This is a genomic window from Bacillus sp. TE9106W (assembly GCF_054062215.1).
Genome location: NZ_JBSSFA010000004.1, coordinates 116,071 through 139,792, shown reverse-complemented (window position 1 = coordinate 139,792; position 23,722 = coordinate 116,071). Strand labels below are relative to the sequence as shown.

Here is a 23,722-nt window from a genome sequence, read left to right as displayed (position 1 = left end):
AATTAGGGAGTGTTCCCTGCTAAAAGGAGGAACAAAATGGAATACGTAATTGAGATGAACAATATTACAAAAGTATTCCCAGGCATTGTAGCGAATGACGATATTACGCTGCAAGTAAAACAGGGAGAGATACATGCTTTACTTGGAGAAAATGGTGCAGGGAAATCAACGCTGATGAATGTGCTGTTCGGTTTGTATCAACCAGAACAGGGAGAAATCAAAATTAAAGGGAAACCTGTTGAAATTACGAATCCGAATATAGCAAATGACCTTGGTATTGGGATGGTCCATCAGCATTTTATGCTTGTTCATAATTTTACAGTTACAGAGAATATTATTCTTGGAAATGAGCCGAAGAAAAACGGAAAAATTGCTGTTGAAGAGGCTGCAAAAGAAATTAAGCAATTATCGGAACAGTACGGTTTAGCTGTTGATCCACATGCGAAAATTGAAGATATTTCTGTTGGGATGCAGCAAAGGGTTGAAATATTAAAGACTCTTTATCGTGGTGCGGAGATTTTAATATTTGATGAGCCAACCGCGGTGTTAACTCCTCAAGAAATTCATGAGTTGATTCAAATTATGAAAAAGCTTGTGCAAGAGGGGAAATCTATCATTCTTATTACACATAAGTTAAAAGAAATTATGGAAGTTTGCGATCGTTGTACGATTATTCGTAAAGGTAAGGGGATTGGTACTGTTAATGTAGTGGAAACTGATGAGCATAAACTTGCAGAGTTAATGGTCGGACGTCAAGTGAATTTTAAAACAGAAAAAATAGAAGCTAAACCAAAGGAAGAAGTACTATCTATTGCAAACCTAATTGTTCATGATACGCGCAAGTTACCTGCTGTAAAAGGCCTTGACTTAACTGTTCGTGCAGGAGAAATCGTTGGGATTGCAGGGATTGATGGAAATGGTCAAAGTGAATTAATAGAGGCGATTACTGGTTTACGAAAAGTTGAGTCAGGTTCTATTGCAATTAAAGGAAAAGAAATAACAAATTGGCCTGTTCGAAGAATAACAGAAGAGGGGATTGGTCATATTCCTGAAGACCGTCATAAACACGGACTTGTTCTCGATTTTTCTGTTCGGGACAATATTGTATTACAAACATACTATAAAAATCCATTTTCAAAGAAAGGGATTTTAAATTTTAGTAAAATCACACAAAAAGCAAAAGCGCTTATTGAACAGTTTGATGTACGTACACCTAGTGAACAAACGTTAGCTCGCGCTCTATCTGGTGGAAACCAACAAAAGGCAATTATTGCACGTGAAGTAGATCGTAATCCAGATTTATTAATTGCAGCGCAGCCAACCCGTGGTTTAGATGTAGGTGCCATTGAATTTATTCATAAAAAATTGATTGAGCAGAGAGATAATGGTAAGGCAGTATTGCTTTTATCTTTAGAGCTAGATGAAATTTTAAATGTAAGTGATCGAGTTGCTGTTATATATGAAGGGAAAATTGTAGCAATTGTGGATGCAAAAGAGACAAACGAACAACAGCTTGGATTATTAATGGCCGGCGGGACAGGGAAAGAGAAGGTGAACACAAATGGCTAAAAAGTTTTTAACAGAGCGAACAATTAATATTTTAGTACCTGTGTTATCCGTAGTTTTCGGTTTACTTGTTGGTGCCATTGTAATGTTAGTTAGTGGATATGATCCGATTGTTGGATATGCTGCGCTTTGGGAAGGAATGGTTGGAAATCCACAAGCTATCGGTGAGACGTTGCGTACGATGATTCCGCTTGTATTAGCTGGTCTCTCAGTAGCATTTGCATTTCGTACAGGTCTTTTCAATATTGGGGTGGAAGGACAGTTATTAGTTGGGTGGCTCGCTGCTGTTTGGTTTGGATATGCAGTGTCGTTACCAGCAATTTTGCATATTCCGCTATCTATTTTAGTGGCGGCAATTGCCGGCGGTTTATGGGGTTTTATACCCGGATATTTAAAAGGAAAGCTTAAAGTAAATGAAGTAATTGTTACAATTATGATGAACTACATTGCACTTTATGTTACGTATGACCTTATTAAACGTTTTATTCATGAAGGTAATGAGAAGTCTTATGATGTACAAGCAAGTGCTTCGTTAGCTTCTGAGTGGTTATCTTCATTGACAGATGGATCGCGTTTGCACTGGGGAATTGTTGTAGCTATTATCGTTGCAATTGTAATGTGGTTCTTATTAGATAGAACAACGTTAGGGTATGAATTAAAGTCGGTTGGTTTTAACCAAAATGCCTCTCAATATGCAGGGATGAAAGTATCGCGTAATGTTGTATTATCAATGACAATTGCTGGTGCTTTTGCTGGAATTGGTGGAGCTATGGAAGGATTAGGGACATTCCAAAGTATGACGGCGATGTCGTCGTTTACTGGTATCGGATTTGATGGGATTGCGGTAGCGCTTCTAGGAGGAAATAATCCATTTGGTATATTATTAGCAGCTTTACTGTTCGGTGGTTTGAAAAGTGCAGCTCCACAAATGAATTTTGAAGCAGATGTACCTTCTGAGTTAATTAACGTTATTATTGCATGTATTATTTTCTTTGTTGCGTGCAGTTATGTTTTACGCTGGGCACTTACACGCATGAGCAAGGAGGGAAAATAAATGAGCTTTTTAGATATTTTAGCCATTCTTGTGACGGGTACGTTATATACGGCAGCGCCACTTATTTTTACGGCGTTAGGTGGAGTGTTCAGTGAACGTTCTGGAGTTGTAAATATAGCGTTAGAAGGTTTAATGTTATTTGGTGCATTTATTGGTATTGTTACAACGTTATTAATGGGTGATACGTGGGGATCGATGACTCCTTGGATTGCGCTATTATTAGCAGCGATTGGTAGTGGCTTATTTGCACTTCTTCACGCAGTAGCATCTATTACATTCCGCGCAGATCAAGTAGTGAGCGGGGTAGCGATTAACTTCTTAGCTCTTGGTTTAACAGTATTTGCGATTAAGAAAATCTTTGGCAAAGGACAAACTGATTTCATTCAATACCGTATTGAAAAAATCGATGTTCCGGGTCTTTCGGATATTCCAGTAATCGGAAAAATCTTTTTCTCAAATGTACCGTTAACATCGTATATTGCTATTATTTTAGCGTTTGTCGTTTGGTATGTCATTTATAAAACGCCGTTTGGCCTTCGTCTTCGTGCGGTTGGAGAACATCCAATGGCAGCAGATACGATGGGGATCAATGTATATAAAATGCGTTATATTGCAGTTGCTATATCTGGAATGTTTGCCGGAGTTGGTGGAGCAGTCTTCGCTATGTCGATTTCTGGTAATTTCTCGGGTGCTACAATTACGGGACAAGGTTTCTTAGCGCTAGCAGCTATGATTTTTGGTAAATGGAATCCACTTGGTGCTCTTGGAGCGGCTCTGTTCTTCGGGTTTGCTCAATCACTAGGAATAACAGGTGGTACAATCCCTGTACTAAAAGAAATTCCAAGTGTATTCTTAACAATATTACCATATGTATTCACAATATTAGCACTTGTTGGTTTTGTAGGTCGTTCTGAAGCTCCGAAAGCATTAGGAACTCCTTATGAAAAAGGAAAACGATAAGTATAAAAAAGCTCGCACATTAGTGCGGGCTTTTTTACATAGACTATATTTAATACGGAATTTTACTATGTTCCTTACATATTACAGTTTTTAGAAAGGGCCTAATGTAAGTATAGTGAGGAAGAAAAGTTGATTTTTCATTTCTAAAAACTGTATATTGAAGAGGAATATTCCTATATACGTAAAGGAGGGCTATAAATGAAACTGATGGAACAACAGTTACATGAGTTAGGTGGTTTGCGAGTACATATTATTCCAACTGATAAATATAAAACAAATACATTTGTATTTCGTTTGAAAGCACCTTTAAATGAGGAGACGGTGACAGAGCGTGCCCTATTGCCATACGTATTGCAAAGTGCGACAGAAAAGCTTCCTTCTGTAATTCGTCTTCGTCAATATTTAGAAGAATTATATGGATCTTCTTTGGCAGTAGATGTAAGTAAAAAAGGAGAAGATCATATCATCTCTATTTATGTAGACATTGCAAATGAAGTATATTTACATGATGCACCACCGTTATTTGAAAAAGCGCTTTCTATGTTGTCAGATATCGTTTTACATCCAGCAACAGAGGGGAATGGTTTTCTGCCTTCTATTGTAGAAAGTGAAAAGAGAGCGCTCTTGCAACGAATTGAAGCGACTTATGATGATAAAATGCGTTATGCAAACGAGCGTTTAATTGAAGAAATGTGCAAAGTAGAACCGTATCGTTTAAGCGCAAATGGGAAAAAAGAGAGTGTTTCTTCTATTACAAATGAAAGTTTGTATCAATATTATCAAAAAGTATTAGCTGAAGATGAAATGGATCTATACATTATTGGTGATATTTCAGAAAATGCAGTTGATCTTGTAAGTAAGTATTTTTCTATTTCAGCGCGTCCTGTGAGGGAAAGAAATGTACTTCTTCATAAGAGAAATAATGAAGAAAAAGAAGTTGTGGAAAAACAAGAATTAAAACAAAGTAAATTACACATCGGTTATCGTACGTTTATTACGTATAAAGACGAAGATTATTTTGCACTGCAATTGTTTAATGGATTGTTTGGAGGATTTTCTCATTCGAAGTTATTCGTTAATGTTCGTGAAAAAAATAGTTTAGCGTACTATGCAGCATCCCGCTTTGAAAGTCATAAAGGCTTATTGTTTGTTATGTCAGGAATTGAAGCGAAAAATTATGAAAAAGCTGTTGAGATTATTAAAGAGCAAATGCTTGCAATGCAAAATGGTGATTTTTCTGAAGAAGAGATGCATCAAACGAAAAGTGTCATTCAAAATCAAATATTAGAAGCAATTGATACACCGCGCGGATTTGTGGAAATGCTGTATCATGGTATTATTTCAGACCGTACGCGTCCGGTTGAAGAATGGCTTACAGGCATTGAAAGTGTGACGAAAGAAGAGATTGTGAAGGTTGCTAAAAATATTGAACTAGATACAATTTACTTTTTACACGGAACGGAGGGAGAATAAATGGAGAAAATTGTTTATGAGCAATTAAAAGAGACACTCTATTATGAAAAACTTCCTAATGGATTAGATGTATATATTTTACCGAAGCAAGGGTTTAATAAAACATTTGCAACGTTTACGACAAAATATGGTTCTGTGGATAATACATTCATACCACTAGATAAAGAAGAAATGATTCGTGTGCCTGATGGGATTGCTCATTTCCTTGAGCATAAATTATTTGAAAAAGAAGATCATGACGCTTTCCAATTGTTTAGTAAACAAGGGGCATCGGCAAATGCTTTCACATCTTTCACAAGAACAGCTTACCTTTTTTCATGTACATCAAATGTAGAACAAAATTTAAATACATTGTTAAACTTTGTACAAGAGCCTTACTTCTCTGAAAAAACCGTTGAAAAAGAGAAGGGTATTATTGGGCAAGAAATTCAAATGTATCAAGATAATCCAGATTGGCGCTTATATTTTGGATTAATTGATAGCTTGTTTGTAAAGCACCCGATTAAAATTGATATTGCAGGGACGATCGAGTCTATTAGTAAAATTACGAAAGACCTACTATATGAATGTTATGAAACGTTTTATCATCCAAGCAATATGTTAATGTTTGTTGTAGGTGCAATTGATCCAGAGAAAACGATGGATTTGATACGTGAAAATCAAGCGAAAAAAGATTATAAAAACCAACCAGAAATAGTACGTTCATTCGAAGAAGAACCAGATGAGGTAAATGAAAAGAAGAAAATTATTTCAATGCCTGTACAAACTCCGAAATGTTTAGTTGGTATTAAAGCGACAAACTTAAAAGAAAAAGGGGAAGCCCTTTTAAAACAAGAAATTGCGCTTACGTTACTTTTAGATTATTTATTTGGGAAAAGCTCCGTTCATTACGAATCTTTATATAATGAAGGGCTCATTGATGATTCGTTCTCGTATGATTATACAGAAGAGAATAACTTCGGTTTTGCAATGGTTGGCGGCGATACGAAGCAACCTGATGAGCTGGAAGAGCGTTTGAAAGGTATTTTATTAAATACAAATTATGATCAATTAGATGAGGCGGCATTAGAACGAGTAAAGAAAAAGAAAATAGGTGGCTTTTTACGTTCCTTGAATTCACCGGAATATATTGCAAATCAATTTACACGATATGCGTTTAATGAATCGAGTCTGTTTGATGCATTGACTGTATTAGAAAGTCTAACGGTTCAAGATTTACAAGAAGTAGCTCAATTACTATTATCAGAAGAGAAAATGAGTGTTTGCCAAGTTTTACCGAAAAAATAAAAGGTTTTATAATAATCCCCTCATCTTATCATTGATAAATTGTAAGATGAGGGTATTATTTATTTGTAGGGAAACGATTTTTTTGAGACAAGAGAGGAATTGTATGAAAAAGTATGCATTAGTAACTGGAGGAAGCGGAGGGATTGGCTCTGCTATTTCAAAACAATTAATTCAAGATGGATATACAGTATATGTTCATTATAATAACAGTGAAGAGAAAGTGAATGAGTTGCAGAAAGAATGGGGTGAAGTAATTCCTGTTCAAGCGAATTTAGCTTCTACTGATGGGGCAGAGCAATTGTGGAAACAAATTGAACATCCGCTTGATGTTATCGTATATGCAGCTGGGAAGAGTATTTTTGGACTCGTAACAGATGTAACGAACGATGAATTGAATGATATGGTAGAACTTCAAGTAAAGAGTATCTATAAATTATTATCGATGGCATTGCCAGCTATGATTCAACGGAGAAGCGGTAATATTGTACTTGTTTCGTCTATATGGGGACAAATTGGCGCGTCATGTGAAGTGCTTTATTCGATGGTAAAAGGTGCGCAAAATTCATATGTGAAAGCTTTAGCAAAAGAGGTTTCATTAAGTGGAATAAGAGTGAACGCGGTGGCGCCAGGTGCAATTGAAACGGAAATGTTAAACGTATTTTCAGAAGAGGATAAGAATGAAATTGCGGAAGAGATTCCGTTAGGACGATTAGGATTACCGGAAGAAGTAGCAAAAACTGTGTCATTTCTCGTATCACCAGGTGCATCTTATATAACTGGACAAATTATTGGAGTAAATGGCGGGTGGCATTGCTAAAAATTTCTTACATAAAAAATGAAAAACTGTACAAATTAAGCATGATTCTATTACTAAGTAGTGAGGTGCTTACACATGTCAGTTTTAGATAATTTTGATCAATGGAAGAGCTTTTTAGGAGAACGTTTAGAACAAGCGCAAGGAAAAGGTCTTGATGGTGGTGCTGTATCAGATATGGCATTTCGTGTTGGTGATTATTTAGCAAATGAAGTAGAAGCACGCAACGATCAAGAGAAATTATTAGCTGAACTTTGGAAAGTTGCTGACGAACAAGAGCAACATACAATCGCAAACTTAATGGTAAAGTTTGTACAACATAAGTAAAAAATAGAGAGGAGATTCTCCTCTCTATTTTTTTTGTATAATAATTGAAAGGGATAGATTATACATTTAGCTTCCCTATTAAGGGGAAATCATATAATATAGTACGTAGGTGTAAAGTAAGCAAGGGGAGTGATCTTGGATGATTGAATGGTATTTTGAATATGAAATACATAAAAACCGACCTGGCTTGCTTGGTGACGTTTCTTCGTTAATCGGTATGCTTGGCATTAATATTGTCACAATTAATGGTGTAGATAATGCACGACGTGGATTACTCCTTATGTGTGATAATCAAGAGCAAATCTCTAGACTTGAATCAATTTTAAATACGATGGATAACATAACGGTAACGAAATATCGTCCGCCAAAGCTAAGAGATAAGCTAGCGGTTAGACATGGTAGGTACATACAACGAGATGCAGATGATAAGAAGACATTTCGGTTTGTGCGTGATGAATTAGGGTTACTTGTAGACTTTATGGCTGAAATAATGAAAAAAGAAGGTCATAAACTAATTGGTATACGAGGAATGCCTCGTGTTGGAAAAACAGAATCCATTGTTGCTGCAAGTGTTTGCGCAAATAAAAGATGGTTATTTGTATCATCTACTCTTATTAAGCAAACTGTTCGTAGTCAATTGATTGAAGACGAGTATAGCGACGACAATATTTTCATCTTAGATGGAATCGTGTCAACAAAGCGTGCTAACGAAAGGCATTGGCAGCTTGTTCGTGAAATTATGAGGTTGCCTGCAACGAAAGTTGTGGAACATCCTGACGTATTTGTGAGTCAGTCAGAATACACATTGGATGATTTTGATTATATTATCGAGTTGCGTAACGATTATGATGAAGAAATTCAATATAATTTAGTAGATGAAATTGAGCAAGGTACGCAAAATAATTTCTCTATGTTTGACTTTTAAAGAAATATTGAGGTGTTAGTAGTGACAGAATTAGGACAAAAGCTGAAAGAAGCAAGAGGAACGAAAGGCTTGTCTATTGATCAGCTGCATGAGATTACAAAAATTCAAAAACGCCATTTAGTAGCAATTGAGGAAGGCAATTATGATGTATTGCCAGGAGCTTTTTATGCGCGTGCATTCATTAAACAATACGCAGATGCGGTTGGATTAAATGGAGAGGAACTACTTGTAGAATATCAGAGTACGATACCACAATCTGAAAAACGTGACGTTCCACAAGTATCAACAGGACAAAAAACGCAAGAAACAATGCAAAAATCTTCATCATGGCCAATTGCAGATCACATGCCGAAAATTTTAGTTGCGCTGTTAGTAATCGCAGTTGGAGTGGTAATTTGGTTTGTTTTTCAAGCGTTAACTGGAAAAGATGATGAGAAAGTTCCGAATACTCAAAGTGAGAAAATTGAAGTTAAAAAAGCGGAAAACTCTCCGTTAGATACGAAGAAAGATGAAGTGAAAGCGGAAGAGCCGAAAAAAGAGGAACCAAAGAAAGAAGAACCGAAGAAAGAGGAACAACCAGCACAGCCAACTGGACAACAAGAAGTGAAAGTAGTTGGGACAACTGGTAAAGTATCTACTTTGGAAATTCATAATAATAAAACATTAGAACTGGAAATATCGGGTAAAGGTGCGAGTTATGTAGATGTTAAAGATGATGCGGGTAACGAAGTTTTAAACACTACAATACAAGATGGTCAAACAGAAAAACGAGATTTATCAACAGCAAAAGAAGTGCGACTTAATATTGGAAATGCAACGAATGTTGAAGTTAAACTGAATGGCCAAGTGGTCGCTTATCCATTGGATCCAGAAAAAGAACTTCACCAAAGATTGGTGATAAAAAACCAAGGGATAGAGCAACCTGCACAATAACAGTCATCGCTTCGATGACTTTTTTCAATGAACAAATGTTTTTGATATGATGGAGGAATAGCTGTGAATTTACCAAATAAAATTACAATATCTAGAATCTTCTTAATTCCAATTTTTATGGTAATTATGTTAGCACCCTTTGATTGGGGTTCATACAGAATTGGTGATGTTGATTTACCAATTCAACATTTAGTAGGAGCACTTATCTTTATTGTTGCTTCGGCTACAGATTGGATTGATGGACATTACGCAAGAAAGTATAATCTTGTAACGAATTTAGGAAAGTTCCTTGACCCGTTAGCTGATAAATTACTTGTTTCAGCAGCACTTATCACGTTAGTTGAGATGCAATACGTACCTGCTTGGATCGTTATTGTCATTATAAGCCGTGAGTTTGCGGTAACTGGTTTACGTCTTGTACTTGCTGGAACAGGGGAAGTAGTTGCGGCAAATCAACTAGGGAAAATTAAGACATGGACACAAATCATCGCGATTGCGGCATACTTATTACACGATGTACCTTTAAATTTAATCCATATTCCAGTTGCTGATATCTTTATATGGATTGCATTAATTTTTACTGTTATTTCAGGATGGGATTATTTCTGGAAAAATAGAGCTGCTTTTGTAAACTCAAAATAGAAGTTTATGGGGGAATTGGGATGAACGCTGAAATCATTGCGGTTGGAACAGAATTATTACTTGGACAAATTGCAAATACGAACGCCCAGTTTTTGTCTGAAAAGTTAGCTTCAATTGGAATTAACGTGTACTACCATACTGTAGTTGGTGATAATAACAAGCGACTGCAGCAGGCGATTGAAGTTGCAGAGGAACGTGCGGATATGCTCATTTTCACAGGTGGATTAGGACCGACAAAAGATGATTTAACGAAGGAAACAATAGCGTCTAGCTTAGCGGAAGAGCTTGTATATGATGAAAAGGCATTAGCATCAATAAGCGATTACTTTAAGCGAACAGGTCGAGAGTTCACGGAGAATAATAAAAAGCAGGCGCTCGTTTTGGATGGAGCAACTGTATTTGCAAATGATCACGGTATGGCACCTGGTATGGGATTAAATAAGAACGGAAAAGTTTATATTTTATTACCAGGACCACCGAAAGAAATGAAACCAATGTATGTAAGTTATGTGGAGCCTTTTTTACGTAACTTTACAACAGGAGAAAACATTTATTCTCGCGTGCTTCGCTTTTTCGGAATTGGGGAATCTCAATTAGAGGTGAAAGTTCAAGATTTAATTGATGGACAAACGAATCCGACAATTGCCCCGCTTGCGAATGATGGAGAAGTGACATTACGTTTAACTGCTAAACATCAAAATGTTGATGAAGCAGAGAAACTCATTCAGCATGTGGAAGATTTGATTTTAGAAAGAGTAGGAGAATTTTTCTACGGGTATGACCAAGAGTTTCTGCATTATAAGGCGATAGAGTTATTGAAGAAAAAAGGATTAACTTTAGCGTGTGCGGAAAGTTTAACAGGTGGTCTCTTCGGTAATCAAGTAACAGAAAGTGCTGGTGTGTCTTCCGTATTTAAAGGCGGTGTCATTTGTTATCATAATGATGTGAAGCAACATGTTTTACATGTACCTGAGGAAGTGTTGTCTACTGACGGTGCTGTTAGTAAAGAATGTGCTCGTTATCTTGCTGAAAATGTTAAAGAATTATTAAAAGTGGATATCGGAATTAGTTTCACTGGGGTAGCAGGACCGGATGCTTCAGAACATAAAGAACCGGGAACAGTATTTGTTGGATTGGCGATTAAAGATGAACCAACTGTAGTCTTTCCTCTTAATTTAAGTGGAAGTCGCCAACAAATTAGAGAACGCTCAGCGAAATATGGATTTTATCATTTATATAAAAAGCTAGAAGAAATATAAGTTTCTTCTAGCTTTTTTTAATGGTTAAATGTAGTTTTATTTAATGGAAAATAAAAAAACGAATAAATGTTCGATTTTTGTTGGCAAATTGAATTGAAAATAGGTATAATAAGATTAGCAATTCAGTTAAGGAGGAATTTTGAATGAGTGATCGTCAAGCAGCGTTAGATATGGCGTTAAAACAAATAGAGAAGCAATTCGGTAAAGGTTCAATTATGAAATTAGGAGAACAAGCGGAGCGTAGAGTTTCTACGGTTTCTAGTGGTTCTTTAGCACTTGATGTGGCACTAGGGGTAGGCGGATACCCACGCGGCCGTATTATCGAAATTTACGGACCTGAAAGTTCAGGTAAAACAACAGTTTCATTACATGCAATTGCAGAAGTACAGCGCCAAGGTGGACAAGCAGCGTTCATCGATGCTGAGCATGCAATGGATCCTGTATATGCACAAAAACTAGGTGTTAACATCGATGAATTACTATTATCACAACCTGATACAGGGGAGCAAGGTTTAGAAATCGCAGAAGCACTTGTACGAAGTGGCGCGGTTGATATTATCGTAATTGACTCTGTAGCAGCTCTTGTACCGAAAGCTGAGATCGAAGGAGACATGGGTGACTCACACGTAGGTCTACAAGCGCGTTTAATGTCTCAAGCGCTTCGTAAACTTTCAGGTGCAATTAATAAATCAAAAACAATTGCAATCTTTATTAACCAAATTCGTGAAAAAGTTGGGGTTATGTTCGGAAATCAACTACAAGTTGCTTAATCAGAATGTAGTACTTGAATCTTTATTTGTCTTCTTCATTTAAGTCTTTATAAGGGATTTCTTATAAGGAGAGATTAAAGTGGCAGTGACAATTGGAAATAGAACTTATCGAAATATAGAACAATGGCAAGTGGATTTTATCGTGACACATGCGGAGAGAAAATTAAAAGATATAGGTAAAGAAATTAATCTTGATGAAAGGCGAGTAGGTGAAATATTAAAGTTACTCGGAATTAAAAGAACCAGACATAGGAAGATTTACTTACCTAAAACCGCAGAAGTTGAACATGAGTTGAAAAATCCATATTTATCACATGTTGAAATTGCTGTTAAGTATGGCGTATCCGATACATGTGTTGCTAAAAGGAGAAAAGAGCTTAATGTAAAGGTCAGAAAGAAAAATTATGATACTTTACTGGAACAACAGGTTGAACAGATATTGTTAAACTTAGATTTGGCGTTCATTAAGCAAAAAAGAATCGATAAGTGGTCTATTGATTTCTACTTGGGTAGAAAATATTGTTTAGATGTTCATGGGAAATGGGCACACTCACTCAAAAAAATAAAAGAACGAGATAAAAGAAAACTTTTATTTATGGAAAAGAGCTGCTATAAATATCTTGTTATACATGAAGAAGAGCTAGCAAATAAAGAAAAAGTCGCACAAAAGATTAAGGAGTTTACCATGGGTTTCCCTTGCTAGTGATAGCATGTTAAAAAACCTTGTGAACCTTATTGCCTAAGGGTGTAACTATTCATATAGTTGCTAACGGTGAAGCCCACCATTATTTAGGGTAATACCGTGCCAAGCTCCATATTTATATGGGGAAGGTGTAGAGACTACCGAAAAGGACTTTTTGTTAACTGAGTAGGGTACGGCAGATGATAGGCTACTGCTGGAAGTGCAAGGCTCTCTGTAAAGAGATGAAGAGATAGTCCGGACTATAGAGATGGAAAATCTATAGATAGTGCCAGAAACAACTCCAGGTGGTCGTGCGTTGAAATTCTATTCAACTGTTCGTCTTGAAGTGCGTCGTGCGGAGCAATTAAAGCAAGGTAACGACATCGTTGGTAATAAAACAAAAGTAAAAGTAGTTAAAAATAAAGTGGCACCACCATTCCGTGTTGCGGAAGTTGATATTATGTACGGAGAAGGTATTTCAAGAGAAGGCGAGATCTTAGATATGGCTTCTGAACTTGATATCGTTCAAAAGAGTGGTGCTTGGTACTCTTATAATGAAGAACGCTTAGGACAAGGTCGTGAAAATTCGAAGCAGTTTTTAAAAGAAAATACGGATTTAAGAGAAGAAATTGCCTTCTTTATTCGTGAGCATCACGGAATTAGCGAAGATTCTGGTGCTGAAGGTATGGAAGATCCAAATCTTCTTGATTAAAAATAAAAGACACGGCTTCGTGTCTTTTATTTTTGTATCATTATGAAAGCGTTCTATATCGTTGGAGATAAAATATTTAATCTACCTAAAAGATTATGTATAAAGAAGGATATATGCACGTTTTACATGAATAAACTGGAATTTACTAAGGTTTTCCAGGATAATATGCTGTCTGCTTTTTAAATTCATATATGAATTAGGACTGAAGGTAAAGAAAGTAAAAGTAGACAACGCTTGACAATGAAAATTGCGATAGATACAATGAGAATGTATATTTTTTCTTATATACGAAACACTCTTCTCAAGAAGAGAAGTAATATTCGGAGTAAGACTTAAATCTTGCCGAAATAATAATATGACATTTTAATTGTGAAATGAAGAAAGTCCCTTAAAAAAGCGGGACGACGGTCTTTGCTGTATGTTGGTATTCAATGTACATGCCGACAGTCTTTTTTCATTCATAGCAAGGGGAGGTGAAATCATGAGTAGTACAGTTTGGATACTCATCTCCATTTTGCTTGCAACAGTCGGTGCAGTTGTTGGCTTTTTTGTTCGAAAGTCTATTGCTGAAGCGAAGATTAATGGTGCAGCCAATGAAGCGAAACGTATTCTAGACGAAGCGAATCGTGAGGCTGAAGCACTTAAGAAAGAAGCGCTATTAGAAGCAAAGGATGAAATTCATACACTTCGTACAGAAGCTGAATTAGAAATTCGTGACCGTAGAAGCGAATTACAAAAACAAGAAAATCGTTTAATGCAAAAAGAGGAGAACCTTGATCGTAAAGACGAAACGCTCGATAAACGCGAGCTACAGTTAGAAAAGAAAGAGGATTCTCTTGTAGCGAGACAACAACAGATTGAAGAGTTGGAAAGCAAAGTGGGAGAGTTAGTTCAAAAGCAACAAACAGAATTAGAGCGCATTTCCAATCTGACACGCGAACAAGCGAAAGCAATTATTCTTGGTAAAGTAGAAAGTGAAGTTTCTCATGAAATTGCCGTAATGGTAAAAGAAAGTGAAGTTCGTGCGAAAGAAGAAGCAGATAAGAAAGCGAAAGAGATTTTATCTCTTGCAATGCAGAGATGTGCAGCTGATCATGTTGCTGAAACAACCGTTTCGGTTGTAAATCTTCCAAATGACGAAATGAAGGGACGTATTATCGGACGTGAAGGTCGAAATATTCGTACGTTAGAAACGTTAACAGGTATTGACCTAATTATCGATGATACACCAGAAGCGGTTATCCTTTCTGGATTCGACCCAATTCGTCGTGAAACAGCTCGTATCGCTCTTGATAAACTGGTACAGGACGGACGTATTCACCCAGCGCGTATTGAAGAGATGGTCGAAAAATCAAGACGTGAAGTGGACGAGTATATTCGTGAAGTCGGAGAGCAAACAACGTTTGAAGTGGGTGTTCACGGTTTACATCCAGATTTAATTAAGATTTTAGGTCGTTTAAAATACCGTACAAGTTACGGACAAAACGTCTTAAAACATTCTATGGAAGTTGCATATTTAACTGGACTTATGGCAGCAGAGCTTGGTGAGGATGAAAAACTAGCAAGACGTGCTGGTCTATTACATGATATCGGTAAAGCGATTGACCATGAAGTAGAAGGTAGCCACGTTGAAATTGGTGTTGAACTCGCAACGAAATATAAAGAGCATCCTGTAGTTATAAACAGTATTGCATCTCACCATGGAGACACAGAACCAACTTCTATCATTGCAGTTTTAGTTGCAGCAGCAGATGCATTATCAGCTGCAAGACCTGGAGCTCGTAGTGAAACACTTGAGAACTATATTCGTCGTCTTGAAAAGTTAGAAGAGATTTCAGAGTCTTATGAAGGCGTAGAAAAATCTTTCGCAATTCAAGCAGGACGAGAAGTTCGTATTCTGGTAAAACCAGATACAATTGATGATTTAGAAGCTCATCGTTTAGCTCGTGATATTCGAAAACGTATTGAAAATGAACTGGATTACCCAGGACATATTAAAGTAACTGTTATTCGTGAAACACGTGCAGTGGAATACGCAAAATAAAGTGGTGAAACACCACTTTATTTTTTTGTGTTGGAATGGGTTAAAATAAAGGAAATTAGTTATATCTAGCATACAAGTGAAACAAACTTATACTAAATATATTGTAAGGAAATCACTTGAAGCTATAGTAATAAAAAAATGTAGTACATAGGAAGGGTAAGACATATGAGAATATTATTTGTTGGAGATGTAGTAGGATCTCCTGGTAGAGGTATGATTCAACAATACGTACCGGCACTAAAGAAAAAATATACACCTACAGTAACTATTATTAATGGAGAAAATGCAGCAGGTGGCCGTGGAATTACGGAAAAAATATACCGAAACTTTTTAGAATGCGGAGCACAAGCGGTTACACTAGGAAATCACGCTTGGGATAACCGTGAAGTATTTGAATTTATTGATGATGCAAAATACCTTGCAAGACCAGCTAACTTCCCAGAAGGAACTCCAGGAAAAGGGCTTATTTTTGTGAACTGTAACGGAACAGAAGTTGCAGTTATTAACTTACAAGGACGTACATTCCTTCCTCCAATTGATTGTCCATTCCGTAAAGTGGATGAATTAATTAACATTGCGAAAAAACGTACGAATATTATTTTTGTTGATTTCCATGCGGAAACGACAAGTGAAAAACAAGCGTTAGGTTGGTATGTAGATGGTCGTGCTACAGCGGTAGTAGGTACACATACGCATGTTCCTACAGCAGATAATCGCATTTTACCGAGCGGAACGGCATATATCACAGATGTTGGTATGACAGGACCGTACGATGGTATTTTAGGTATGGACCGAGAAGCAGTATTGAAGAAGTTTTTAACAAACTTACCAGTGCGATTTGAAGTGACAAATGGTAGAACACAATTAAGTGCAGTGCTAATTGATGTGGATCCTAATACAGGAAAAGCTAAGAAAATTGAGCGTATCTTAATTAATGATGATCAACCATTTTTTGAGTAATTCTCATTAAAATTTAGATAAGTTATTATTTTTTAATTTTTTAGAAAAATTACAGAAAATTAGCAGGAATACGTGTCATTCCTCGTGAATATAAGTTAAAGTGAAATAATTGCTAATACTTTTTATAGAAACGAGGAGGAAACGCGGAATGGAAATATTAAAAGTTAAAGCAACGTCGGTCCCTAATTCTGTAGCTGGTGCACTTGCAGGTGTTATTCGCGAACGCGGAACAGCAGAAATTCAAGCCATTGGTGCAGGTGCATTGAACCAAGCGGTAAAGGCAGTAGCAATTGCAAGAGGATTTGTAGCGCCTAGTGGTTTGGACCTGATTTGTATCCCAGCGTTTACGGATATTATGATTGATGGGGAAGAACGTACAGCAATAAAATTAATTGTAGAACCTCGTTAAGTTTAAACAACCTGTTTGCAGTATGCAAACAGGTTGTTTTTATAATGGAGGAATGAAAATGAAAATTTTTGATGCTCATTGTGATGTGCTTCTTCAGTTATGGAGTGCACAAGGGAAAAAGGATTTTAAACACGATCCGCAATTACATATTACATTTGAACAGTTAAAGAGAAGAAAAGGAAGTATACAATGTTTTGCTATATATGTGCCAGAAACAGTGGCATATGAAAACCGATTTGAAGTAGCATTGCAAATGGTAGATATTTTTTATAATGAAATTTTATCCCTACCGGGTGTGAAGTTTATTCAGACAAAAGATGATATTAACATGTTAAAACAGGACGAGATTGGGGCGATATTGACACTAGAAGGATGCGAAGCAATTGGAAAAGATGCAATGAAATTACGGTTGTTGTATCGCCTAGGAGTACGTTCTTTTGGACTAACATGGAATTATGCCAATCTATTAGCTGATGGTGCGTTAGAGACACGTGGGGCGGGTTTAACGACTTCTGGTAAACATGTTGTACAAGAACTGAATGCGTTACATGTATGGACTGATGTGTCTCATCTGAATGAAAGAAGTTTTTGGGATGTGATGGAAATTGCAAAAAATCCTATTGCTTCCCACTCAAATTGTATGAAACTTTGCGAGCACCCACGTAATTTAAACGATGAACAACTTAAAGCTCTTATAAAGCGAAATGGCATGATCGGTGTCACTTTTGTACCACAGTTTCTAACAAATGAAAAACAAGCGAATGTAGCAGATATAATAAGACATATCGAATATATTTGTTCATTAGGTGGAGAGAATAATATAGGGTTTGGTTCAGATTTTGATGGGATATTAGAAACAGTTGTAAATGTATCAGCGTATCGAGATTATGAAAATGTAATGAATGAGCTTTGTAAACACTATGCTGCATCTACTGTAGAGCGATTTTTATATGATAATTTTGTTGAACATATAAGCTTTTAAGATTTTTGTTTTAAAAATCCAGAAAAATTAGAATTAATTCATTTTATATTATTGCTTTTTTTAAGACCTAATACTAGAATGAAAAACAAAATAGCTTTATACTAAAGATTCAGGGAAATCAGAAGAGGCATAATTTGCGTCCATTGTAGTTTATTTGCATAAAAAATGCTAAACTATTACTGTAAAAAAATACACTACAATGAATGCAGCCAAAAGGGGTGTAGGAGATGATTAGTCAACTTTCATGGAAAGTTGGAGGCCAACAAGGTGAAGGAATTGAAAGTACAGGAGAAATCTTCTGTATTGCATTAAACCGATTAGGATATTACCTATACGGTTACCGCCACTTCTCATCACGTATTAAAGGCGGCCATACAAATAATAAAATTCGTGTAAGTACAACAGAAGTACGCGCGATCTCAGATGATTTAGATATTTTAATTGCTTTTGATCAAGAAACAATTGATTTTAACTTCCACGAACTACGTCCAGGTGGAATTGTAGTTGCAGATGCGAAATTTAATCCGACAATACCTGACAATACAGATGTAAATCTATATGTGATACCGTTTACAGATATTGCTTCAGAATTAGGTACATCGTTAATGAAAAACATGGTTGCTGTTGGGGCATCAAGTGCGGTATTAGGATTAGATGAAACAGCTTATTTAGATGTTGTTGAAGAAATCTTTGGTCGTAAGGGAGAGCAAGTTGTTCAAAAGAACATGGACGCAATTAAGCGTGGCTCTCAATATATGAAAGAGTTACTAGGTGAGAAAGTAAACATGATGCAGCTTGAAAAAGCTGATGGTCAGAAACGCATGTTTATGATTGGAAACGATGCAATCGCATTTGGTGCAGTAGCTGGTGGTGCTCGCTTTATGTCTGCATATCCAATTACACCTGCATCTGAAATTATGGAATACTTAATTAAAAAATTGCCAAAAGTCGGCGGCACAGTAATCCAAACTGAGGATGAAATCGCAGCTTGTACAATGGCAATTGGTGCAAACTATGCTGGTGTTCGTACATTAACTGCATCTGCTGGTCCGGGTCTATCTTTAATGATGGAAGCGATCGGTTTAGCGGGTATTACAGAAACACCATTAGTAATTGTTGATACACAACGTGGTGGTCCAAGTACAGGATTACCAACGAAACAAGAGCAGTCTGATTTAATGGCAATGATTTACGGTACGCACGGTGAAATTCCAAAAATCGTAATGGCGCCAAGTACAGTAGAAGAAGCTTTCTATGATATTGTAGAAGCGTTTAACTTATCTGAAGAATATCAAGTACCTGTTATTTTCTTAACTGATTTACAGCTTTCTTTAGGGAAACAAACGGTAGAACCACTTAAGTTAGATAAAGTGGAAATTCGTCGTGGTAAGCTTGATTTAGAAGTGGAATTACCAGAACGTGAAAATAAAGCATACTTCAAGCGTTATGAAGTAACAGAAGATGGCGTTTCACCACGTGTTTTACCTGGTATGAAAAATGGTGTTCACCATGTTACAGGTGTAGAACATGATGAAACTGGTAAACCATCTGAATCAGCAATAAACCGTAAAGATCAAATGGACAAACGTTTCCGTAAAATGGAGAACTTGAAGTTTAATACCCCTGTTTATAAAAATGTTAAGCATGAAGAAGCAGATGTATTGCTTGTTGGATTTAACTCAACTCGTGGTGCGATCGAAGAAGCGATGGAGCGCTTAGAACAAGAGGGTATGAAAGTAAACCATGCTCATGTGCGTTTAATTCACCCGTTCCCAACAGCTGAAATCGATCCACTTGTGAAAAAAGCGAAGCGTGTTGTAGTGGTAGAAAACAATGCAACAGGTCAACTTGCTAACATTATGAAAATGAATCTTGGTAACGGTGAGAAAATTTCTAGTCTTTTAAAATATGATGGGAACCCATTCTTGCCGAAAGAGATTTACAACGAATGCAAAAAAGGGGTTGTATTAAATGGCAACATTTAAGGACTTTCGTAACAGTGTAAAACCAAACTGGTGCCCAGGTTGCGGAGACTTCTCGGTGCAAGCTGCAATTCAACGTGCGGCAGCTAACGTTGGCTTAAACCCAGATGAACTTGCTGTTATTTCTGGTATCGGCTGTTCAGGTCGTATTTCAGGTTATATTAATTCATATGGTGTGCATAGTATTCATGGTCGTGCCCTTCCAATTGCACAAGGTGTGAAAATGGCAAACCGTGATTTAACAGTTATCGCATCAGGTGGTGACGGTGATGGATTTGCGATTGGTATGGGACATACAATCCATTCTATTCGTCGTAACATTGACATTACGTACATCGTAATGGATAACCAAATTTACGGATTAACAAAAGGGCAAACTTCACCACGTAGTGAAGCTGGATTTAAAACGAAAAGTACACCACAAGGTTCTATTGAACCGTCACTAAATGTTATGGAAATGGCTTTAACAGCTGGTGCAACATTTGTGGCGCAAAGCTTTTCAAGTGATTTAAAAGAATTAACACAAATTATTGAAGCTGGTATTAATCATAAAGGATTTTCATTAATTAACGTGTTCAGCCCATGTGTTACTTACAATAAAGTAAATACTTACGATTGGTTTAAAGAGAATTTAACAAAACTAAGTACAGTAGAGGGATATGATCCGTCTAATCGCATGATGGCTATGCAAACCTTAATGGAAAATAACGGATTAGTAACAGGTTTAATTTATCAAAATACAGCGCAACCTTCATACCAAGAACTAGTAAAAGGCTATAGTGAGAAGCCTTTAGTGCAATCTGATTTAAATATGGATCAGAAAATGTTTGATGAGCTTGTTGCTGAATTTATGTAATGTAAGAAGAGGAGGTTGCCATTTGGCAACCTTTTTTAATAAGTAAAAATATAAGGTAGTTTTATTTACTTAGAAAATTCAGAATGGTAAAATAATATATAAATCGTTGTATGAAAATTGCATGTTCATTAACTAGGAAATGTAATAATAGGATAAGCCTTCTTCTTTGTAAAAATTGGCGAAACGCTTCATACTATGGTAATGTTTATAGGGATAAAGCAATATGCTTTTGAGTAGGACAAAAGAAATACAAAAAGGGAATGTCTATTTGTGTGGGGAAGACTTCATTCTTATAGATGATTAGATTGATTACTCAAGTTTCAAAGGACAAGTTATCTCTCAAGCTATCTAACCATTTTTGAGGTGGGTCTAAGCACATTAAAATGGACTATAGAGTGTGTATAGTTAAGGGTGAAAGGAGATTACCAATGAACGAGCAACAACGATTAGCAAGTCAACAAGTGAATTCCTCTACGAAAAAAGAAGAGAAAGATTATAGCAAATACTTTGAAAGTGTATACCAACCACCTTCCTTAAAAGAGGCGAAAAAGCGAGGGAAAGAAGAAGTTAAAATTGAACGGGATTTTGGCTTGCCTGAAGAGTTTCGTAATTTCGGTACAGGAAGAAAGTTCTATATTCGTACATATGGTTGTCAAATGAATGAGCATGATACAGAAGTAATGGCTGGTATTTTTACTGCACTGGGGTATGAACCAACCTTTTCAACTGAAGACGCAGATGTAGTATTATTAAATACTTGTGCCATCCGTGAAAATGCTGAAAATAAAGTGTTCGGTGAACTAGGTCATTTAAAGGCACTAAAAAGACGAAATCCAGACCTTTTAATTGGTGTATGTGGTTGTATGTCTCAAGAGGAATCTGTTGTAAATAAAATTATGCAAAAAAATCAGCATGTAGATATGGTGTTTGGAACGCATAATATTCATAGATTACCGTACATTCTAAAAGATGCAATGTTCTCGAAGGAGACGGTAGTTGAAGTTTGGTCCAAAGAAGGAGACGTAATTGAAAACCTTCCGAAAGTACGCCGTGGTGATATTAAAGCTTGGGTAAATATTATGTATGGCTGTGATAAGTTCTGTACATATTGTATCGTACCGTATACACGCGGAAAAGAGCGAAGCAGACGTCCAGAAGACATTATCCAAGAGATTCGTCATTTAGCTGCGAATGGTTATAAAGAAATTACGTTACTTGGACAGAACGTAAATGCATATGGTAAAGACTTTGAAGATATAGAATACGGTCTTGGCGATTTAATGGACGAACTCCGTAAAGTTGATATTGCCCGTATTCGTTTTACAACGAGCCATCCACGCGATTTCGATGATCACTTAATTGAAGTGCTTGGAAAAGGCGGAAACTTAGTAGAACATATTCACTTACCAGTTCAATCTGGAAGCACAGAAATGTTAAAAATTATGGCGCGTAAATATTCACGTGAGCATTATTTAGAGCTTGTAAGAAAAATTAAAGAAGCAATTCCAAACGCGGTATTAACAACTGATATTATCGTCGGTTTCCCGAATGAAACAGATGAGCAATTTGAAGAAACGATGTCGTTATATCGTGAAGTAGGATTTGATACTGCCTTTACCTTTATTTATTCTCCGCGTGAAGGTACACCAGCTGCAAAAATGAAAGACAATGTACCGATGGAAGTAAAGAAAGAACGTCTTCAACGCTTAAATGCATTAGTAAATAAATTGGCAATTGAAAAGAATGATCGTTATAAAGGTCAAATTGTAGAAGTGTTAGTTGATGGGGAAAGTAAAAATAATCCAGAAGTACTTGCAGGTTATACTCGTACGAATAAACTTGTAAACTTCGTTGCTCCAAAGTCTTTAATTGGTCAGCTTGTGAAAGTAAAAGTAACGGATGCAAAAACTTGGTCTCTTAACGGAGAATTAGTTGAAGAGCCGATTGAGGTGGAATAATAGATGAAAGTATATTCGAAAGATGAAATTGTTGAGCAAGCGAAAGAATTAGCAAAAATGATTTCTGAAACAGAAGAAGTTGATTTCTTTAAGAAAGCAGAGGCGCAAATTCATAAAAATGAAAATGTAAAGCGCGCAATTGATGAAATTAAAGCATTGCAAAAACAAGCAGTAAACTTGCAACATTACGGGAAATGGGAAGCTTTGAAAAAAGTAGAAGCTGAAATTGATGCCTTGCAAGATAAGTTAGATAGTATCCCAGTTGTACAAGAATTTAAATCTTCACAAACATATGTAAATGACTTACTACAGCTAGTTGCAAGTACGATTTCTAACAACGTAACAGATGAAATATTAATTTCAACTAATGGCGATGTATTAAAGGGTGAAACGGGCGCAGCGGTAGAAAGTAAAAAAGGAAATTGTGGTTGTTAAAGAGATGTCGAATTGACATCTCTTTTTTTAGTGGATTAAACGTAAGTTCTTCTCAAAAAAAGAATGACACATTCCGCTATTGTCACGCATATGATTAAGTGAATAGTGATTGAGGAGGGTTACGAATGTCCGAATTTAGAGAGATTATTACAAAAGCAGTGGTTGGAAAAGGACGTAAGTATACAAAGTCAACGCATACATGTGAATCGAATAATGAGCCAACAAGTATTTTAGGGTGCTGGGTAATTAACCACTCGTATGAAGCAAGAAAGAATGGAAAACATGTGGAAATTGAAGGTTTCTATGATGTGAACACATGGTATTCATTTGATGGCAATACAAAGACAGAAGTTGTAACAGAACGTGTGAACTACACGGATGAAGTAAGTATTGGCTATCGTGATAAAAACTTTTCTGGTGATGATTTAGAAATTATTGCTCGTGTCATTCAGCCGCCAAATTGTTTAGAAGCTCTTGTATCACCAAATGGTAATAAAATTGTTGTAACGGTAGAACGTGAATTTGTAACAGAAGTAGTTGGCGAAACGAAAATTTGTGTAAGTGTAAACCCTGAAGGTTGTGTAGAATCAGACGAAGATTTCCAAATCGATGATGATGAGTTTGAAGAGTTAGATCCGAACTTTATCGTTGATGCAGAAGAAGAGTAATAGAAAGCTAGGGAGAAGTTCTTC

At 36.5% G+C, this 23,722-nt stretch carries 21 protein-coding genes and 2 pseudogenes; all 23 read left to right on the top strand.

The window, feature by feature from the left end; translation table 11 throughout:
- Positions 1 to 36 precede the first annotated feature (36 nt).
- The 23 genes and pseudogenes from ACVWY7_RS09690 to cotE all read left to right on the top strand — a co-directional run bounded on the left by ACVWY7_RS09690 (position 37) and on the right by cotE (position 23,698).
- Positions 37 to 1,569 carry an ABC transporter ATP-binding protein gene (locus tag ACVWY7_RS09690; protein WP_073524611.1) on the top strand — a complete coding sequence of 511 codons (1,533 nt, stop codon included), beginning with the start codon at positions 37 to 39 and terminating at the stop codon, positions 1,567 to 1,569.
- Complete coding sequence (locus ACVWY7_RS09685; RefSeq protein WP_001074497.1) at positions 1,562 to 2,620, top strand: ABC transporter permease; 1,059 nt, start codon at positions 1,562 to 1,564, stop codon at positions 2,618 to 2,620. The genes ACVWY7_RS09690 and ACVWY7_RS09685 overlap by 8 nt, the downstream gene beginning before the upstream one ends.
- Entirely contained in the window at positions 2,621 to 3,580 is a 960-nt protein-coding gene (locus ACVWY7_RS09680; protein ID WP_073524609.1) for an ABC transporter permease, read from the top strand. It begins immediately after the preceding gene.
- A gap of 198 nt (positions 3,581 to 3,778) precedes the next feature.
- Entirely contained in the window at positions 3,779 to 5,053 is a 1,275-nt protein-coding gene (gene yfmF, locus ACVWY7_RS09675; protein ID WP_062923046.1) for an EF-P 5-aminopentanol modification-associated protein YfmF, read from the top strand.
- Positions 5,054 to 6,340, top strand: coding sequence for an EF-P 5-aminopentanol modification-associated protein YfmH (yfmH, locus tag ACVWY7_RS09670; protein WP_071736931.1), 1,287 nt, complete (start codon positions 5,054 to 5,056; stop codon positions 6,338 to 6,340). It abuts the gene before it with no gap.
- A 103-nt stretch (positions 6,341 to 6,443) separates the two neighbouring features.
- Positions 6,444 to 7,157, top strand: a complete 714-nt coding sequence (ymfI, locus tag ACVWY7_RS09665; RefSeq protein WP_033682641.1) for an elongation factor P 5-aminopentanone reductase — start codon at positions 6,444 to 6,446, stop codon at positions 7,155 to 7,157.
- A gap of 75 nt (positions 7,158 to 7,232) precedes the next feature.
- Entirely contained in the window at positions 7,233 to 7,481 is a 249-nt protein-coding gene (locus tag ACVWY7_RS09660; protein WP_000114454.1) for a DUF3243 domain-containing protein, read from the top strand.
- 139 nt (positions 7,482 to 7,620) lie between these two features.
- Complete coding sequence (locus ACVWY7_RS09655) at positions 7,621 to 8,406, top strand: DUF3388 domain-containing protein (protein ID WP_000574107.1); 786 nt, start codon at positions 7,621 to 7,623, stop codon at positions 8,404 to 8,406.
- Between the two features lie 21 nt (positions 8,407 to 8,427).
- Positions 8,428 to 9,339, top strand: coding sequence for a helix-turn-helix domain-containing protein (locus ACVWY7_RS09650; protein ID WP_000137488.1), 912 nt, complete (start codon positions 8,428 to 8,430; stop codon positions 9,337 to 9,339).
- 63 nt (positions 9,340 to 9,402) lie between these two features.
- The gene (pgsA, locus tag ACVWY7_RS09645; RefSeq protein WP_001052971.1) at positions 9,403 to 9,981 is read left to right on the top strand and encodes a CDP-diacylglycerol--glycerol-3-phosphate 3-phosphatidyltransferase; all 579 of its coding nucleotides are present in this window, start codon (positions 9,403 to 9,405) and stop codon (positions 9,979 to 9,981) included.
- Positions 9,982 to 10,001: 20 nt separating this feature from the next.
- A complete protein-coding gene (gene cinA, locus ACVWY7_RS09640) occupies positions 10,002 to 11,240 on the top strand; it encodes a competence/damage-inducible protein CinA (protein ID WP_000990714.1) in 1,239 nt (412 codons plus the stop codon).
- A 143-nt stretch (positions 11,241 to 11,383) separates the two neighbouring features.
- Positions 11,384 to 11,992 (top strand): annotated as a pseudogene (gene recA, locus ACVWY7_RS09635) (recombinase RecA); the annotation flags it as partial.
- 97 nt (positions 11,993 to 12,089) lie between these two features.
- A complete protein-coding gene (locus tag ACVWY7_RS09630) occupies positions 12,090 to 12,713 on the top strand; it encodes a PDDEXK family nuclease (protein ID WP_000301534.1) in 624 nt (207 codons plus the stop codon).
- Between the two features lie 268 nt (positions 12,714 to 12,981).
- Positions 12,982 to 13,404 (top strand): annotated as a pseudogene (locus tag ACVWY7_RS09625) (recombinase RecA); the annotation flags it as partial.
- A gap of 481 nt (positions 13,405 to 13,885) precedes the next feature.
- On the top strand, positions 13,886 to 15,448 hold the full coding sequence (gene rny, locus ACVWY7_RS09620; RefSeq protein ID WP_000099773.1) for a ribonuclease Y: 1,563 nt from the start codon (positions 13,886 to 13,888) through the stop codon (positions 15,446 to 15,448).
- A gap of 165 nt (positions 15,449 to 15,613) precedes the next feature.
- A complete protein-coding gene (locus tag ACVWY7_RS09615; RefSeq protein WP_001221095.1) occupies positions 15,614 to 16,408 on the top strand; it encodes a TIGR00282 family metallophosphoesterase in 795 nt (264 codons plus the stop codon).
- Between the two features lie 148 nt (positions 16,409 to 16,556).
- Positions 16,557 to 16,817: a stage V sporulation protein SpoVS gene (gene spoVS / locus ACVWY7_RS09610; protein ID WP_000404341.1), complete on the top strand. Its 261-nt coding sequence runs from the start codon at positions 16,557 to 16,559 to the stop codon at positions 16,815 to 16,817.
- A gap of 58 nt (positions 16,818 to 16,875) precedes the next feature.
- A complete protein-coding gene (locus tag ACVWY7_RS09605; RefSeq protein WP_000688033.1) occupies positions 16,876 to 17,799 on the top strand; it encodes a dipeptidase in 924 nt (307 codons plus the stop codon).
- 227 nt (positions 17,800 to 18,026) lie between these two features.
- Positions 18,027 to 19,784, top strand: a complete 1,758-nt coding sequence (locus ACVWY7_RS09600; RefSeq protein WP_000625428.1) for a 2-oxoacid:acceptor oxidoreductase subunit alpha — start codon at positions 18,027 to 18,029, stop codon at positions 19,782 to 19,784.
- A complete protein-coding gene (locus tag ACVWY7_RS09595; protein WP_000190154.1) occupies positions 19,771 to 20,637 on the top strand; it encodes a 2-oxoacid:ferredoxin oxidoreductase subunit beta in 867 nt (288 codons plus the stop codon). Before ACVWY7_RS09600 ends, ACVWY7_RS09595 begins: the two co-directional genes overlap by 14 nt.
- Positions 20,638 to 21,065: 428 nt before the next feature.
- Positions 21,066 to 22,595, top strand: coding sequence for a tRNA (N6-isopentenyl adenosine(37)-C2)-methylthiotransferase MiaB (gene miaB, locus ACVWY7_RS09590; RefSeq protein WP_001005404.1), 1,530 nt, complete (start codon positions 21,066 to 21,068; stop codon positions 22,593 to 22,595).
- A gap of 3 nt (positions 22,596 to 22,598) precedes the next feature.
- Positions 22,599 to 23,030, top strand: coding sequence for a RicAFT regulatory complex protein RicA family protein (locus ACVWY7_RS09585; protein WP_000870462.1), 432 nt, complete (start codon positions 22,599 to 22,601; stop codon positions 23,028 to 23,030).
- Positions 23,031 to 23,155: 125 nt separating this feature from the next.
- Complete coding sequence (gene cotE / locus ACVWY7_RS09580; RefSeq protein ID WP_001288800.1) at positions 23,156 to 23,698, top strand: outer spore coat protein CotE; 543 nt, start codon at positions 23,156 to 23,158, stop codon at positions 23,696 to 23,698.
- Positions 23,699 to 23,722: the final 24 nt, after the last annotated feature.

What these genes read in the sequence shown, in the direction of transcription:
- ACVWY7_RS09690 (WP_073524611.1), top strand. Translation starts at nt 37, where the DNA reads ATGGAATACGTAATTGAGATGAACAATATTACAAAAGTATTCCCAGGC.
- ACVWY7_RS09685 (WP_001074497.1), top strand. Translation starts at nt 1,562, where the DNA reads ATGGCTAAAAAGTTTTTAACAGAGCGAACAATTAATATTTTAGTACCT.
- ACVWY7_RS09680 (WP_073524609.1), top strand. Translation starts at nt 2,621, where the DNA reads ATGAGCTTTTTAGATATTTTAGCCATTCTTGTGACGGGTACGTTATAT.
- yfmF (WP_062923046.1), top strand. Translation starts at nt 3,779, where the DNA reads ATGAAACTGATGGAACAACAGTTACATGAGTTAGGTGGTTTGCGAGTA.
- yfmH (WP_071736931.1), top strand. Translation starts at nt 5,054, where the DNA reads ATGGAGAAAATTGTTTATGAGCAATTAAAAGAGACACTCTATTATGAA.
- ymfI (WP_033682641.1), top strand. Translation starts at nt 6,444, where the DNA reads ATGAAAAAGTATGCATTAGTAACTGGAGGAAGCGGAGGGATTGGCTCT.
- ACVWY7_RS09660 (WP_000114454.1), top strand. Translation starts at nt 7,233, where the DNA reads ATGTCAGTTTTAGATAATTTTGATCAATGGAAGAGCTTTTTAGGAGAA.
- ACVWY7_RS09655 (WP_000574107.1), top strand. Translation starts at nt 7,621, where the DNA reads ATGATTGAATGGTATTTTGAATATGAAATACATAAAAACCGACCTGGC.
- cinA (WP_000990714.1), top strand. Translation starts at nt 10,002, where the DNA reads ATGAACGCTGAAATCATTGCGGTTGGAACAGAATTATTACTTGGACAA.
- rny (WP_000099773.1), top strand. Translation starts at nt 13,886, where the DNA reads ATGAGTAGTACAGTTTGGATACTCATCTCCATTTTGCTTGCAACAGTC.
- ACVWY7_RS09615 (WP_001221095.1), top strand. Translation starts at nt 15,614, where the DNA reads ATGAGAATATTATTTGTTGGAGATGTAGTAGGATCTCCTGGTAGAGGT.
- spoVS (WP_000404341.1), top strand. Translation starts at nt 16,557, where the DNA reads ATGGAAATATTAAAAGTTAAAGCAACGTCGGTCCCTAATTCTGTAGCT.
- ACVWY7_RS09605 (WP_000688033.1), top strand. Translation starts at nt 16,876, where the DNA reads ATGAAAATTTTTGATGCTCATTGTGATGTGCTTCTTCAGTTATGGAGT.
- ACVWY7_RS09600 (WP_000625428.1), top strand. Translation starts at nt 18,027, where the DNA reads ATGATTAGTCAACTTTCATGGAAAGTTGGAGGCCAACAAGGTGAAGGA.
- ACVWY7_RS09595 (WP_000190154.1), top strand. Translation starts at nt 19,771, where the DNA reads ATGGCAACATTTAAGGACTTTCGTAACAGTGTAAAACCAAACTGGTGC.
- miaB (WP_001005404.1), top strand. Translation starts at nt 21,066, where the DNA reads ATGAACGAGCAACAACGATTAGCAAGTCAACAAGTGAATTCCTCTACG.
- ACVWY7_RS09585 (WP_000870462.1), top strand. Translation starts at nt 22,599, where the DNA reads ATGAAAGTATATTCGAAAGATGAAATTGTTGAGCAAGCGAAAGAATTA.
- cotE (WP_001288800.1), top strand. Translation starts at nt 23,156, where the DNA reads ATGTCCGAATTTAGAGAGATTATTACAAAAGCAGTGGTTGGAAAAGGA.